Annotated in this window: 23 protein-coding genes; all 23 read left to right on the forward strand. The window is 63.6% G+C overall.

The annotated features are described in order from the left end of the window. On the forward strand, window positions 1-714 hold a 714-nt coding region (locus tag HDC36_RS19500; RefSeq protein ID WP_179570571.1), incomplete at its 5' end, for an EF-Tu/IF-2/RF-3 family GTPase. A gap of 488 nt (window positions 715-1,202) precedes the next feature. Further along, window positions 1,203-1,538, forward strand: coding sequence for a 30S ribosomal protein S10 (gene rpsJ / locus HDC36_RS19505; protein WP_003470680.1), 336 nt, complete (start codon window positions 1,203-1,205; stop codon window positions 1,536-1,538). 11 nt (window positions 1,539-1,549) lie between these two features. Beyond that, the gene (gene rplC / locus HDC36_RS19510; protein WP_046979794.1) at window positions 1,550-2,200 is read left to right on the forward strand and encodes a 50S ribosomal protein L3; all 651 of its coding nucleotides are present in this window, start codon (window positions 1,550-1,552) and stop codon (window positions 2,198-2,200) included. A gap of 12 nt (window positions 2,201-2,212) precedes the next feature. Further along, window positions 2,213-2,818 carry a 50S ribosomal protein L4 gene (gene rplD / locus HDC36_RS19515; RefSeq protein ID WP_047325541.1) on the forward strand — a complete coding sequence of 202 codons (606 nt, stop codon included), beginning with the start codon at window positions 2,213-2,215 and terminating at the stop codon, window positions 2,816-2,818. Further along, window positions 2,815-3,114 carry a 50S ribosomal protein L23 gene (rplW, locus tag HDC36_RS19520; RefSeq protein WP_003470672.1) on the forward strand — a complete coding sequence of 100 codons (300 nt, stop codon included), beginning with the start codon at window positions 2,815-2,817 and terminating at the stop codon, window positions 3,112-3,114. Before rplD ends, rplW begins: the two co-directional genes overlap by 4 nt. A 10-nt stretch (window positions 3,115-3,124) precedes the next feature. Then, entirely contained in the window at window positions 3,125-3,952 is an 828-nt protein-coding gene (rplB, locus tag HDC36_RS19525) for a 50S ribosomal protein L2 (protein WP_046979791.1), read from the forward strand. Between the two features lie 6 nt (window positions 3,953-3,958). After that, complete coding sequence (gene rpsS, locus HDC36_RS19530) at window positions 3,959-4,228, forward strand: 30S ribosomal protein S19 (protein ID WP_003470666.1); 270 nt, start codon at window positions 3,959-3,961, stop codon at window positions 4,226-4,228. 12 nt (window positions 4,229-4,240) lie between these two features. After that, window positions 4,241-4,576 carry a 50S ribosomal protein L22 gene (gene rplV, locus HDC36_RS19535; RefSeq protein ID WP_003470663.1) on the forward strand — a complete coding sequence of 112 codons (336 nt, stop codon included), beginning with the start codon at window positions 4,241-4,243 and terminating at the stop codon, window positions 4,574-4,576. 17 nt (window positions 4,577-4,593) lie between these two features. Then, window positions 4,594-5,328 (forward strand): 30S ribosomal protein S3, encoded by a 735-nt coding sequence (gene rpsC, locus HDC36_RS19540; protein ID WP_003470660.1) that lies wholly within the window; start codon window positions 4,594-4,596, stop codon window positions 5,326-5,328. Between the two features lie 5 nt (window positions 5,329-5,333). Further along, window positions 5,334-5,747, forward strand: a complete 414-nt coding sequence (gene rplP, locus HDC36_RS19545) for a 50S ribosomal protein L16 (RefSeq protein WP_003470657.1) — start codon at window positions 5,334-5,336, stop codon at window positions 5,745-5,747. Beyond that, window positions 5,747-5,932: a 50S ribosomal protein L29 gene (gene rpmC, locus HDC36_RS19550; RefSeq protein WP_039007513.1), complete on the forward strand. Its 186-nt coding sequence runs from the start codon at window positions 5,747-5,749 to the stop codon at window positions 5,930-5,932. The genes rplP and rpmC overlap by 1 nt, the downstream gene beginning before the upstream one ends. Before the next feature lie 11 nt (window positions 5,933-5,943). Continuing rightward, complete coding sequence (gene rpsQ, locus HDC36_RS19555) at window positions 5,944-6,213, forward strand: 30S ribosomal protein S17 (RefSeq protein WP_179570572.1); 270 nt, start codon at window positions 5,944-5,946, stop codon at window positions 6,211-6,213. A gap of 14 nt (window positions 6,214-6,227) precedes the next feature. Further along, a complete protein-coding gene (gene rplN / locus HDC36_RS19560) occupies window positions 6,228-6,596 on the forward strand; it encodes a 50S ribosomal protein L14 (RefSeq protein WP_003486699.1) in 369 nt (122 codons plus the stop codon). Window positions 6,597-6,611: 15 nt separating this feature from the next. Continuing rightward, entirely contained in the window at window positions 6,612-6,929 is a 318-nt protein-coding gene (gene rplX, locus HDC36_RS19565; RefSeq protein WP_009607346.1) for a 50S ribosomal protein L24, read from the forward strand. Between the two features lie 11 nt (window positions 6,930-6,940). Then, window positions 6,941-7,483: a 50S ribosomal protein L5 gene (rplE, locus tag HDC36_RS19570; RefSeq protein ID WP_145701692.1), complete on the forward strand. Its 543-nt coding sequence runs from the start codon at window positions 6,941-6,943 to the stop codon at window positions 7,481-7,483. A gap of 111 nt (window positions 7,484-7,594) precedes the next feature. Further along, window positions 7,595-7,900 carry a 30S ribosomal protein S14 gene (gene rpsN, locus HDC36_RS19575; protein ID WP_179570573.1) on the forward strand — a complete coding sequence of 102 codons (306 nt, stop codon included), beginning with the start codon at window positions 7,595-7,597 and terminating at the stop codon, window positions 7,898-7,900. Window positions 7,901-8,159: 259 nt separating this feature from the next. Further along, window positions 8,160-8,558 carry a 30S ribosomal protein S8 gene (rpsH, locus tag HDC36_RS19580; RefSeq protein ID WP_003470646.1) on the forward strand — a complete coding sequence of 133 codons (399 nt, stop codon included), beginning with the start codon at window positions 8,160-8,162 and terminating at the stop codon, window positions 8,556-8,558. A 16-nt stretch (window positions 8,559-8,574) separates the two neighbouring features. Continuing rightward, window positions 8,575-9,102 (forward strand): 50S ribosomal protein L6, encoded by a 528-nt coding sequence (gene rplF / locus HDC36_RS19585; RefSeq protein WP_179570574.1) that lies wholly within the window; start codon window positions 8,575-8,577, stop codon window positions 9,100-9,102. Window positions 9,103-9,192: 90 nt separating this feature from the next. Next, entirely contained in the window at window positions 9,193-9,552 is a 360-nt protein-coding gene (gene rplR, locus HDC36_RS19590; RefSeq protein ID WP_003470642.1) for a 50S ribosomal protein L18, read from the forward strand. 157 nt (window positions 9,553-9,709) lie between these two features. After that, on the forward strand, window positions 9,710-10,255 hold the full coding sequence (gene rpsE / locus HDC36_RS19595; RefSeq protein ID WP_104557639.1) for a 30S ribosomal protein S5: 546 nt from the start codon (window positions 9,710-9,712) through the stop codon (window positions 10,253-10,255). Beyond that, window positions 10,248-10,439: a 50S ribosomal protein L30 gene (rpmD, locus tag HDC36_RS19600; RefSeq protein ID WP_005408214.1), complete on the forward strand. Its 192-nt coding sequence runs from the start codon at window positions 10,248-10,250 to the stop codon at window positions 10,437-10,439. Before rpsE ends, rpmD begins: the two co-directional genes overlap by 8 nt. A gap of 6 nt (window positions 10,440-10,445) precedes the next feature. Beyond that, the gene (gene rplO / locus HDC36_RS19605; RefSeq protein ID WP_003470637.1) at window positions 10,446-10,889 is read left to right on the forward strand and encodes a 50S ribosomal protein L15; all 444 of its coding nucleotides are present in this window, start codon (window positions 10,446-10,448) and stop codon (window positions 10,887-10,889) included. 7 nt (window positions 10,890-10,896) lie between these two features. Beyond that, window positions 10,897-12,267: a preprotein translocase subunit SecY gene (secY, locus tag HDC36_RS19610; RefSeq protein ID WP_179570575.1), complete on the forward strand. Its 1,371-nt coding sequence runs from the start codon at window positions 10,897-10,899 to the stop codon at window positions 12,265-12,267. Window positions 12,268-12,438: the final 171 nt, after the last annotated feature.

Genomic DNA, 12,438 nt, shown 5'->3' on the forward strand with positions numbered 1-12,438 from the left:
AAGTACGACTTCCCGGGCGACGACACCCCGATCATCCACGGTTCGGCGCGTCTGGCGCTGGAAGGCGACCAGAGCGAGATCGGCGTGCCGTCGATCCTGAAGCTGGTGGAAGCGCTGGATTCGTTCATCCCGGAGCCGCAGCGCGACGTGGACAAGCCGTTCCTGATGCCGGTGGAAGACGTGTTCTCGATCTCGGGCCGCGGCACCGTGGTGACCGGCCGTATCGAGCGCGGCGTGATCAAGGTGGGCGACGAAATCGAAATCGTCGGCATCCGCGCCACGCAGAAGACCACGGTCACCGGTGTGGAAATGTTCCGCAAGCTGCTTGACCAGGGCCAGGCGGGCGACAATGCCGGTCTGCTGCTGCGCGGCACCAAGCGTGACGACGTGGAGCGCGGCCAGGTGCTGTGCAAGCCGGGTTCGATCAAGCCGCACACCGAGTTCGAGGCCGAAGTCTACGTGCTGTCGAAGGACGAAGGCGGCCGTCACACCCCGTTCTTCAAGGGTTACCGTCCGCAGTTCTACTTCCGCACCACCGACATCACCGGCGCCTGCGAGCTGCCGGAAGGCGTGGAGATGGTGATGCCGGGCGACAACGTGAAGATGGTGGTCACGCTGATCAACCCGGTGGCGATGGACGAAGGCCTGCGTTTCGCGATCCGCGAAGGCGGCCGTACCGTCGGCGCCGGCGTGGTGGCCAAGATCATCAAGTAATGCCCGCCCATGTCGGCGGCCCTTTCAGGGGCTGTCCGACCGGTGGCGACCGCGGCTTCGGCTGGCGGTTCAACGAAGGGTCGGCGCAAGCCGGCCCTTCGTCGTTTTGTGGGAGGGAAGGGCGCCATGAAATTCTTGCCGCGACATGTTGCGGGCGGGTGAAACAGTCGCTATAATGCGCGGCTCGGCATTCCTGGGTAGGGTGCCGGATACACCGCGAAAAGAGAGGCAGGATGCCCCTCGTGTTCGCCAGACCGGGAAGGTCGCGCTGCATGAAGCAATCAACGGCCTTGCGCTGTTGACGTTGTTTTATCTGCGCATTATACTTTTCCGTCTGGGCAGGCCGGGTAACTGGTCTGCCTCAGTTTTTGGGCGGAGGAATGGCCCTCGCCAGCTGGATGCTCGGCGGTATACGACGTCAGGAAATAATCGGGGCAGGTATCCCAGAGGCCTTGCCCGTCGCTCTTTTAACGAAGGAACCCACCGCCATGGCGGAGCAAAAGACCGGTCAGAAAGCGGATCAGAAGATCCGGATTCGGCTGAAGGCGTTCGATCATCGTCTGATCGACCGTTCGGCCAGCGAGATCGTTGAGACGGCCAAGCGGACCGGCGCGCAAGTGCGCGGCCCGATCCCGCTGCCGACCAAGATCGAACGCTACACCATTCTCGTTTCTCCGCACGTCGACAAGGACGCGCGCGACCAGTACGAGACCCGCACGCACAAGCGCGTGCTCGACATCATCGGCCCTAACGACAAGACCGTGGACGCGCTGATGAAGCTCGAGCTCGCGGCGGGCGTCGATGTCCAGATCAAGTTGACCTGAGGACTACGACCATGACGAAGAAATATTCGTTGGGCTTCGTGGGCCGCAAGGCCGGCATGAGCCGCGTCTTCACCGAAGACGGCCGCTCCATCCCGGTCACCCTGATCGAAGCGACCCCGAACCGCATCACCCAGCTCAAGACCGTCGAAAGCGACGGCTACAGCGCCGTGCAGATCACCGTGGGCGCCCGTCGCGCCGCGCTGGTCAACAAGCCTGCCTCCGGCCACTACGCCAAGGCGAAGGTCGAAGCCGGTCGCGGCCTGTGGGAGTTCCGCGTTGAAGACGCGCAGCTGGGCGATTACGCCATCGGCGGCGAGATCAAGGCGGACATCTTCGAGGTCGGCCAGAAGGTCGACGTCCAGGGCGTCACCAAGGGCAAGGGTTTCCAGGGCACCATCAAGCGGTACAACTTCCGCATGGGCGATGCCACCCACGGTAACTCGCTGTCGCATCGCGCGCCGGGTTCGCTGGGTCAGCGCCAGACCCCGGGTCGCGTTTTCCCGGGCAAGAAGATGTCCGGCCACATGGGCGCGGTGCAGCAGAGCACGCAGAATCTGGAAGTGGTCAAGGTCGACGTCGAGCGTGGCCTCATCGCCATTCGCGGCGCTGTGCCTGGCGCTGCCGGTGGCGACGTGATCGTGCGTCCGGCTAGCAAGGCATAAGGAGAGATGACGATGGAACTCGTTATCACGGGTAGCAACAACAAGGTCTCGGTCTCCGACGCCGTGTTCGGTCGCGATTTCAGCGAGGATCTGGTTCACCAGGTCGTCGTCGCCTATCGCAACGCCGGCCGCGCCGGCACCAAGGCGCAGAAGACGCGTTCGGAAGTCAACGGTACCACCAAGAAGTCGAAGAAGCAGAAGGGCGGTGGCGCACGCCACGGCGCGCTGACCGCTCCGATCTTCGTTGGCGGCGGCGTGACCTTCGCGGCCAAGCCGCGCAGCTTCGAGCAGAAGGTGAACCGCAAGATGTATCGCGCCGCGATCTGCGCGATCCTTTCGGAGCTCAACCGCCAGGGTCGCTTGATGGTCGTCGACGCGTTCGACGTCGAGGCCAGCAAGACCAAGGATCTGATCGAGAAGCTGAAGGGTCTGGAAGTGGGCAAGCGCCCGCTGATCGTGACCGAAGAGGCGTCCGAGCATCTGTACCTGTCGGCGCGCAACCTTCCCTACGTGGAAGTGCGTGACGTGCAGGGCCTGGATCCGGTGTCGCTGGTCGGGGCCGATACGGTCGTGATCACCGCCGATGCGGTCAAGAAGGTCGAGGAGTGGCTGGCATGAGCAGCAACGAAAAAATCTTCAGCGTGCTGCGTGCCCCGCGTGTCTCCGAAAAGACCGCGCGCCTGCAGGAACTCTCCAATCAGTACGTCTTCGAGATCTCGAGCGAAGCCACCAAGGCCGATGTCAAGGCCGCGGTCGAGCAGCTGTTCGACGTCAAGGTCGAGTCGGTCAACGTGTTGAACGTCAAGGGCAAGAACAAGTCCTTCCGTTCGCGCAGCGGTCGTCGCGGCGATTGGCGCAAGGCGTACGTGCGTCTGGCCGAAGGCCAGTCCATCGACGTAACGGCCAAGGCCTGAGGTCCATCCCATGCCATTGATGAAATTCAAACCCACTTCTCCCGGCCGTCGTTCGGCCGTGCGCGTGGTCACGCCCGATCTGCACAAGGGCGCGCCGCATGCCGCGCTGCTGGAGCCGCAGAGCAAGTCCGGTGGTCGTAACCACCATGGCCGCATCACCACCCGTCACGTCGGCGGTGGCCACAAGCAGCACTACCGCCTGATCGACTTCAAGCGCAACAAGGAAGGCATTCCGGCGCGCGTGGAGCGGATCGAATACGATCCGAACCGCACCGCCCATATCGCCCTGCTGTGCTACGCCGACGGCGAGCGCCGCTACATCATTGCGCCGAAGGGCCTGAAGGCCGGCGACCAGGTGATCGCGGGTTCGGATGCGCCGATCAAGACCGGCAACACCCTGCCGCTGCGCAACATCCCGGTCGGTACGACGGTGCACGGCATCGAGCTGAAGCCGGGCAAGGGCGCGCAGATCGCGCGCGCTGCCGGCGCCGCGGTGCAGCTGGTCGCGCGTGAAGGCATCTACGCCACCCTGCGTCTTCGCTCCGGCGAAATGCGCAAGGTGCCGGTCGAGTGCCGCGCCACCATCGGCGAAGTCGGCAACGACGAGCACAACCTCGAGAAGCTGGGCAAGGCGGGCGCCAAGCGCTGGCGCGGCGTGCGTCCGACCGTTCGCGGTGCGGCCATGAACCCCGTCGATCACCCGCACGGTGGTGGTGAGGCAAAGGCCGGTCAGGGTAATCCGCATCCGGTCACCCCGTGGGGTGTGCCGACCAAGGGTTACAAGACGCGCCATAACAAGCGCACCGAACAATTCATCGTCCGCGATCGTAGGGGCTAATCGACCATGGCACGTTCACTCAAGAAAGGCCCGTTCGTCGATCACCACCTCGTCAAGAAGGTGGAGGCCGCGGCCGGCAGCAAGCGTCCGATCAAGACCTGGTCGCGTCGCTCGATGATCCTGCCGGAGATGGTGGGTTTCACCATCGCCGTGCATAACGGCAAGAACCACGTTCCGGTGCTGGTCAACGAGAACATGGTCGGCCACAAGCTCGGCGAATTTGCCGTCACCCGGACCTTCAAGGGTCACGGTGGCGACAAGAAGTCGAGCCGGTAAGGAGAGATGACGATGGAAGCGAAAGCAATCCTGCGCACTGCGCGCATCTCCCCGCAGAAGGCCCGCCTGGTCGCCGACCAGGTGCGCGGTCTTTCCGCCGAGCGGGCGGTCAACCTGCTGAAGTTCTCGGATAAGAAGGCTGCCCACCTGATCAAGAAGGTGGTGGAGTCGGCGATCGCCAATGCCGAGAACAACCAGGGCGCGGATGTCGACGAGCTGAAGGTCAAGACCATCATGGTTGATGAAGGTCCGACCCTGAAGCGTTTCATGGCGCGGGCGAAAGGCCGCGGTACCCGCATCCTCAAGCGCACCAGCCACATCACTGTGGTTGTGGGCGCCGCCAAGTAAGCGGAAAGGAAAAGACGATGGGTCATAAAGTTCATCCGATTGGAATCCGCCTGGGTGTCTCCAAGGACTGGAATTCCAAGTGGTACGCCAACAAGGGCGAGTTCGCCGGTTACCTGGCAGCCGACCTCAAGGTTCGCGAAATGCTGCGCAAGAAGTTGGCGCAGGCGGGCATCAGCAAGATCCTGATCGAGCGTCCGGCCAAGACCGCGCGCGTGACGATCCACACCGCCCGTCCGGGCGTGGTGATCGGCAAGCGCGGTGAGGACATCGAGAAGCTGCGCAAGGAAGTGAGCGAGATGATGGGCGTCCCCGCCCACATCAACGTCACCGAAGTGCGCAAGCCGGAGCTGGATGCGCAGCTGGTCGCCGAGTCGATCGCGCAGCAGCTGGAGCGTCGCATCATGTTCCGCCGCGCGATGAAGCGCTCGGTCGGCAACGCGATGCGCCTGGGTGCCCTGGGCATCAAGGTCAACGTCGCCGGCCGCTTGAACGGTGCGGAAATCGCCCGTTCCGAGTGGTACCGCGAGGGCCGCGTGCCGCTGCATACGCTGCGTGCCGACATCGACTATGGCTTCGCCGAAGCCAAGACGACCTACGGCATCATCGGCATCAAGGTGTGGATCTACAAGGGCGAGATCTTCGATTTCTCCCAGGTTGGCCAGGAAAAGCAGGACGATTCCCCGCGCAACGATCGTAACGATCGCGGCGACCGTGGTGACCGTCCGTCGCGTCCGGCTCGTGAAGCGAGGTAACGGCAATGTTGCAACCCAAGCGAACCAAATACCGCAAGATGCACAAGGGCCGTAACGACGGCCTGGCATGGAGCGGCAACGCCGTCAGCTTCGGCGAGTACGGGCTGAAGGCCACTGCGCACGGTCAGCTGACCGCGCGCCAGATCGAAGCGGCGCGCCGCTCGATCAGCCGCTACGTCAAGCGCGGCGGCAAGATGTGGATCCGCGTGTTCCCGGACAAGCCGATCACCAAGAAGCCGATCGAAGTGCGAATGGGCTCCGGTAAGGGTAACGTCGAGTACTGGGTCGCCCAGATCCAGCCCGGTCGCATGATCTATGAAATCGAAGGCGTCGGCGAAGATGTCGCGCGCGAGGCGTTCCGCCTGGCCGCTGCCAAGCTTTCGGTGACCACCACCTTCGTGACCCGGACGGTACGCTGATGGACATCAAACAACTCCGCGAGAAGTCGGCTGACGATCTGAAGGCCCACCTGACCGATCTGCGCAAGGAGCAGTTCGCCCTGCGCATGCAGCAGGTCACCGGGCAGCTGCCGAAGACCCACGAAACCCGCCGGGTGCGCCGCGAGATTGCTCGCGTGAAGTACTTGATCGGCAGCACGAAGTAAGGATGGCCGCCATGAGCGACACTAACGAAAGCAAGACGCTGCGCACGGTCGAAGGCCGCGTCGTCAGCAACAAGATGGACAAGACCGTCACCGTGCTGGTGGAGCGTCAGGTCAAGCATGCGTTGTACGGCAAGTACATCAAGCGCTCGACCAAGCTCCATGCACACGACGCCGACAACGCCTGCAACGAAGGTGATGTCGTGCGCGTGACCGAGATTGCGCCGATGTCCAAGACCAAGAACTGGCGGGTGGTGGAAATCGTCACCCGTTCGGCCGAATAAGGGAGATCTGAATCATGATCCAGATGCAGAGCTACCTCGACGTCGCCGACAACTCCGGTGCCAAGGAAGTGATGTGCATCAAGGTGCTCGGCGGCTCCAAGCGCCGCTACGCGCACATTGGCGACATCATCAAGGTCACCGTCAAGGACGCGATCCCGCGCGGCAAGGTCAAGAAGGGCGAAGTCTACGACGCCGTCGTGGTGCGTACCCGCAAGGGTGTGCGTCGTCCCGACGGTTCGCTGATCCGCTTCGACGGCAACGCTGCGGTGTTGCTCAACAACAAGCAGGAGCCGATCGGCACGCGCATCTTCGGGCCTGTTACCCGCGAGCTGCGTTCCGAGAAGTTCATGAAGATCGTCTCGCTCGCTCCTGAAGTGCTGTGAGCGGAGGACATACACATGGCTAACCGTATCAAGAAGGGCGACCAGGTTGTCGTCACTACCGGCAAGGACAAGGGCAAGCAGGGCGAAATCGTCCGCGTCGACGGCGATCGGGTGATCGTCTCCAACGCGAACATCGTCAAGCGCCACACCAAGCCGAACCCGCAGGCAGGCGTTGCCGGCGGCGTGGTCGAGCGTGAAGCGTCGATCCATATCTCCAACGTGGCGATCGTCAACCCGGCAACGGGCAAGGGCGAGCGCGTTGGCTTCAAGGTGCTGGAGGATGGACGCAAACTGCGTGTGTTCCGCTCCAGCGGTGAGGCGCTCGACGCCTGAGGAATGACACAATGAATTCCCGTCTCGAAAAGATCTACAAGGAAGAAGTGGTACCGGCTCTGATGAAGAAGTTCGGTTACACCAATCCGATGCAAGTGCCGAAGCTGGTCAAGGTCACCCTGAACATGGGCGTGGGCGAGGCGGCGACGAACAAGAAGATCCTGGAAAACGCCGTGGCCGACATGGCCAAGGTCTCCGGCCAGAAGCCGGTCGTCACCAAGTCGCGTATCTCGGTGGCGTCGTTCAAGATCCGCGATGGCTGGCCGATCGGCTGCAAGACCACGCTGCGTCGCGCCAAGATGTACGAGTTCCTGGATCGCCTGATCAACATCTCGCTGCCGCGCGTGCGCGACTTCCGCGGTGTTTCGGGCCGTTCGTTCGACGGTCGCGGCAACTTCAATATGGGCGTGAAGGAGCAGATCATCTTCCCGGAAATCGACTTCGACGCCGTCGATGCGATCCGCGGCATGGATATCGCCATCACCACCACCGCCAAGACCGACGCCGAAGCGAAGGCGCTGCTCGAAGCTTTCAAGTTCCCGTTCCGTAACTGATTGACAGCCGGGATTCGTGATTCGGATCCGGGATGGGAAGGGCGCTGCGCCCGCCACATCCCGGGTTCCGCAAATCTCCAATCCCCAATCTCGAATCCCGAGGATTTACAGATGGCAAAGACCTCCATGGTCAACCGCGACATCAAGCGGAAGAAGCTGGCGAAGAAGTTCGCCGACAAGCGCGACGCGCTGAAGAAGATCATCGCCGCCGACAGCTCGTCCTACGACGAGAAGGCCGACGCGGTGGTCAAGCTGCAGAAGCTGCCGCGCGATTCGTCGCCGAGCCGCCAGCGCACCCGTTGCGAGCTGTCCGGTCGTCCGCGCGCCGTGTACCGCAAGTTCGGCCTCGGCCGCAACATGCTGCGCAAGGCGACGATGAACGGCGACGTGCCGGGCCTGCGCAAGGCCAGCTGGTAACAACCGGCGGTCCCGGCTCCGTTCGCGGAGCCCGGGGCAGGGCGGTCGCCCGCCCGCTTGCTGTTCCGTCAACGAGTCCGACGCAAGTCGGACTTTTTGTCGTATAATCCCGCTCCTTGCCTGCGCCTGGCAGGGCGGGTTGCGGTAGGCCCTGGCCTTCTCCAGGACGTTTCACGCTGCATATCACTGCTTCATTCCACAGCTTCACATCACAAGATTTTCGCGAAAGCGGATATCGGTGCACTCAAAGGTAGACACCATGAGCATGACTGATCCCATCGCCGACCTGCTGGTCCGCATCAAGAATGCGGCCGCGGTTGGCAAGCCGACGGTGAAAATGCCGTCCTCCAAGATCAAGGTAGCGATCGCAGAAGTGCTGAAGGCCGAAGGCTATATCGGCGACCTGCGCGTCAACCCGATCGAGAACAACAAGTCCGAGCTGGAAATCGTGCTGAAGTACTTCGAGGGCCGTCCGGTCATCGATACGCTCAAGCGCGTGTCCCGTTCGGGTCTGCGTCAGTATCGCGGTAAGGCCGAACTGCCGAAGGTTCTCGGCGGCCTGGGCGTTGCCATCATTTCCACGTCCAAGGGCATCATGACCGATGCGCAGGCCCGTCAGGCCGGCGTCGGTGGCGAAGTCCTGTGCTTCGTGGCCTAAGGGAAGGAGCAAGTAAATGTCCCGCGTAGCCAAGAAGCCGATTTCCCTCCCGAAGGGCGTCGAACTGAATGTCCAGTCCGAGCTGGTGAGCGTCAAGGGCCCGAAGGGCACCCTGTCGCTGCCGAAGCCGGCTGGCGTCGAAATCAAGCAGGAAAACGGTGTCGCCACGCTGTCGGCGAACGACCCGTCGCAGATCGCCATCACCGGTACCGTCCGCGCGATCCTGGCGAACATGGTGCACGGCGTGTCCGAAGGCTTCGAGCGCAAGCTCGAGCTGGTCGGCGTCGGTTACCGCGCCACGATGCAGGGCAAGGACCTGAGCCTGGCGCTCGGTTTCTCGCACCCGGTCGTGTTCAAGGCGCCGGAAGGCATCACCCTGACCGCCCCGACTCAGACCGAGATCGTGGTGCAGGGCGCCGACAAGCAGCGCGTCGGCGAAGTCGCCGCCAAGATCCGCGGTTTCCGTCCGCCGGAGCCCTACAAGGGCAAGGGTGTGAAGTACGCCGGTGAAGCCATCATTCGCAAGGAAGCCAAGAAGGCGTAATCCAGGCCGCTTTGCTGGGAGCCCGGCCATCCATGGCCGGACCTCCCGGACGAAACGCCCGGATTCCTTCAGCTTCCGTAGGACACAGACATGACCATCAACAAGAACATCGCCCGCCTGCGTCGCGCCAAGTCGACCCGTGCGCACATCCGCGAACTCGGCGTCGCGCGCCTGTCGGTGCTGCGCACCGGCCAGCACCTGTACGCGCAGGTCTTCACTGCCGACGGCTCCAAGGTGATCGCTGCGGCGAACACCCTGCAGGCCGACGTCAAGGACGGCCTGAAGAGCGGCAAGAACAGCGAAGCGGCCGTCAAGGTCGGCAAGCTGATCGCCGAGCGCGCCAAGGCCGCGGGCATCGAGAAGGTCGCCTTCGACCGCTCGGGCTACCGCTACCACGGCCGCATCAAGGCGCTGGCCGACGCCGCGCGCGAAGGCGGCCTGCAGTTCTGATCCTTGCGGGCGCGGCGTCCACGCCGCGCCCGACCTGCCGATGCGGGCTGCATCGGACCCTGGCGCGCCTTGTGTGCGCGTCCGGGGAACACGGTTCCAGTCAACAACTACAAGCGGCATGCAAGCCGTAAATCTTTCAACTACCAAGGAATACACAATGGCTGAAGAACAGCGTGCACCGCGGGGTCGTGATCGCGACCGCAACCGCGAAGAGAAAGTCGACGACGGCATGATCGAGAAGCTGGTCGCGGTCAACCGCGTCAGCAAGACGGTCAAGGGCGGTCGCCAGTTCACCTTCACCGCGCTGACCGTGGTCGGCGACGGCAACGGCAAGATCGGTTTCGGTTACGGCAAGGCGCGCGAAGTGCCGGTCGCGATCCAGAAGTCGATGGAATATGCGCGCAAGGGGATGCTCAACATCGATCTGAACAACGGCACCCTGTGGCACCCGGTGAAGTCCGGCCACGGCGCGGCGCGCGTGTTCATGATGCCCGCCTCGGAAGGTACCGGCGTCATCGCCGGCGGCGCGATGCGCGCCGTGCTGGAAGCGGTCGGCGTCAAGAACGTGCTGGCCAAGGCGGTCGGTTCGCGCAACCCGATCAACCTGGTGCGCGCCACGCTGCGCGGCCTGGAAGACATGCAGTCGCCGTCGCGCATTGCGGCCAAGCGCGGCAAGAAGGTGGAGGAACTCAACCATGGCTAATGAGTCCAACAAGACGGTGAAGGTGCGCCTGGTGCGCGGCCTTCGTGGTACCCAGTCGCGTCACCGCCTGTCGGTGCGTGCGCTGGGCCTGAACAAGCTCAACGATGTGCGTGAACTGAAGGACAGCCCGCAGGTACGCGGCCTGATCAACAAGGTTCAGTACCTCGTCCAGGTTGAGGAGTAAGCGACCATGACTTTGCATCTGAATGATCTGAAGCCCGCCGAAGGCGCGCGCACCGAGCGCACCCGCGTCGGTCGCGGTATCGGTTCGGGCCTGGGCAAGACCTGCGGCCGCGGCCACAAGGGTTCGTTCGCGCGTAAGGGCGGCGGCAAGATCAAGGCCGGCTTCGAAGGCGGCCAGACCCCCATGCAGCGCCGTCTGCCGAAGATCGGCTTCCGTTCCAAGATGGCCAAGGACACCGCCGAAGTGCTGTCCTACCAGCTCGACAACCTGCCGGAAGGCGAGATCGATTTCGCCGCGCTGCGCGCTGCGAAGCTGGTCCCGAGCACTGCGAAGAAGGCCAAGGTCGTCCTCAAGGGCGAGCTGAGCAAGAAGTTCGTGCTCAAGGGCATCGCCGCGACCGCCGGTGCCAAGGCGGCAATCGAAGCTGCCGGCGGCAGCGTGCAGGAGTAACACGCAGATGGCGCAGGCTGGCATGGGTAACCTCGGCGGCGGGCTTGGCAAGTTCACGGAACTTCGCCAGCGCCTGTTGTTCGTTCTCGGCGCATTGATCGTCTACCGCATCGGCTGCTATGTGCCGGTGCCGGGCGTCAATCCCGAAGCCATGCTTGCGCTGATGCAGGCGCAGGGCGGCGGCATCGTGGACATGTTCAACATGTTCTCGGGCGGCGCCCTGCACCGTTTCAGCATTTTCGCGCTGAACGTGATGCCGTACATCTCGGCATCGATCGTGATCCAGTTGGCCACGCACATCTTCCCGTCGCTGAAGGCGATGCAGAAGGAAGGCGAATCGGGCCGACGCAAGATCACCCAGTATTCGCGCATCGGCGCGGTGCTTCTGGCGGTGGTGCAGGGCGGCAGTATCGCGCTGGCGCTGCAGAACCAGACCGCACCGGGCGGTGCGCCGGTGGTGTACGCGCCGGGCATGGGCTTCGTTCTCACCGCGGTGATCGCGCTGACTGCCGGCACCATCTTCCTGATGTGGGTCGGCGAGCAGGTCACCGAGCGCGGCATCGGCAATGGCGTGTCGCTGATCATCTTCGCCGGCATCGTCGCTGGCCTGCCGGCGGCGTCGATCCAGACCGTGGAAGCCTACCGCGACGGCAACATGAGCTTCATCTCGCTGTTGCTGATCGTGCTGACCATCCTCGCCTTCACCCTGTTCGTGGTGTTCGTCGAGCGCGGGCAGCGGCGGATCACGGTGAACTACGCGCGCCGCCAGGGCGGCCGCAACGCGTACATGAACCAGACCTCGTTCCTGCCGCTGAAGCTGAACATGGCCGGCGTGATTCCGCCGATCTTCGCCTCGAGCATCCTCGCCTTCCCGGCGACGCTGTCGATGTGGTCGGGCCAGGCCGCGTCCAACAGCACCTTCGGCAGCTGGCTGCAGCGCATCGCCAATGCGCTGGGCCCGGGCGAGCCGGTGCACATGATCGTGTTCGCCGCGCTGATCATCGGTTTCGCGTTCTTCTATACCGCGCTGGTGTTCAACTCGCAGGAAACCGCGGACAACCTGAAGAAGTCCGGCGCGCTGATCCCGGGTATCCGTCCGGGCAAGGCCACCGCCGACTACGTCGACGGCGTGTTGACCCGCTTGACCGCCGCCGGTTCGCTGTACCTGGTGATCGTGTGCCTGCTGCCGGAAATCATGCGCGCGCAGCTCGGCACCTCGTTCCACTTCGGCGGCACCTCGCTGCTGATCGCGGTCGTGGTGGTGATGGACTTCATCGCGCAGATCCAGGCGCACCTGATGTCGCACCAGTACGAAAGCCTGTTGAAGAAGGCCAACCTCAAGGGTGGCTCGCGCGGCGGCGGTTTCGCCCGCGGTTGATTGCTATAATTTGACTTCCTTCGGTGAAGACGCCCCGGTTCCCGGGCGCAGTCTTCCCACTTGAAGGGCGGCCCATGCAGCGGTCTCGTGCGTGGGTGAGACGTGGTGGTCCTGCGCTGGAGTAGCGCGGGCGGCCGAGGTGGATCCTCACCCTGGCCAACGACGTCCGGC

Source organism: Xanthomonas sp. JAI131 (assembly GCF_013410075.1).
Taxonomy (GTDB): Bacteria; Pseudomonadota; Gammaproteobacteria; order Xanthomonadales; family Xanthomonadaceae; genus Xanthomonas_A; species Xanthomonas_A bonasiae.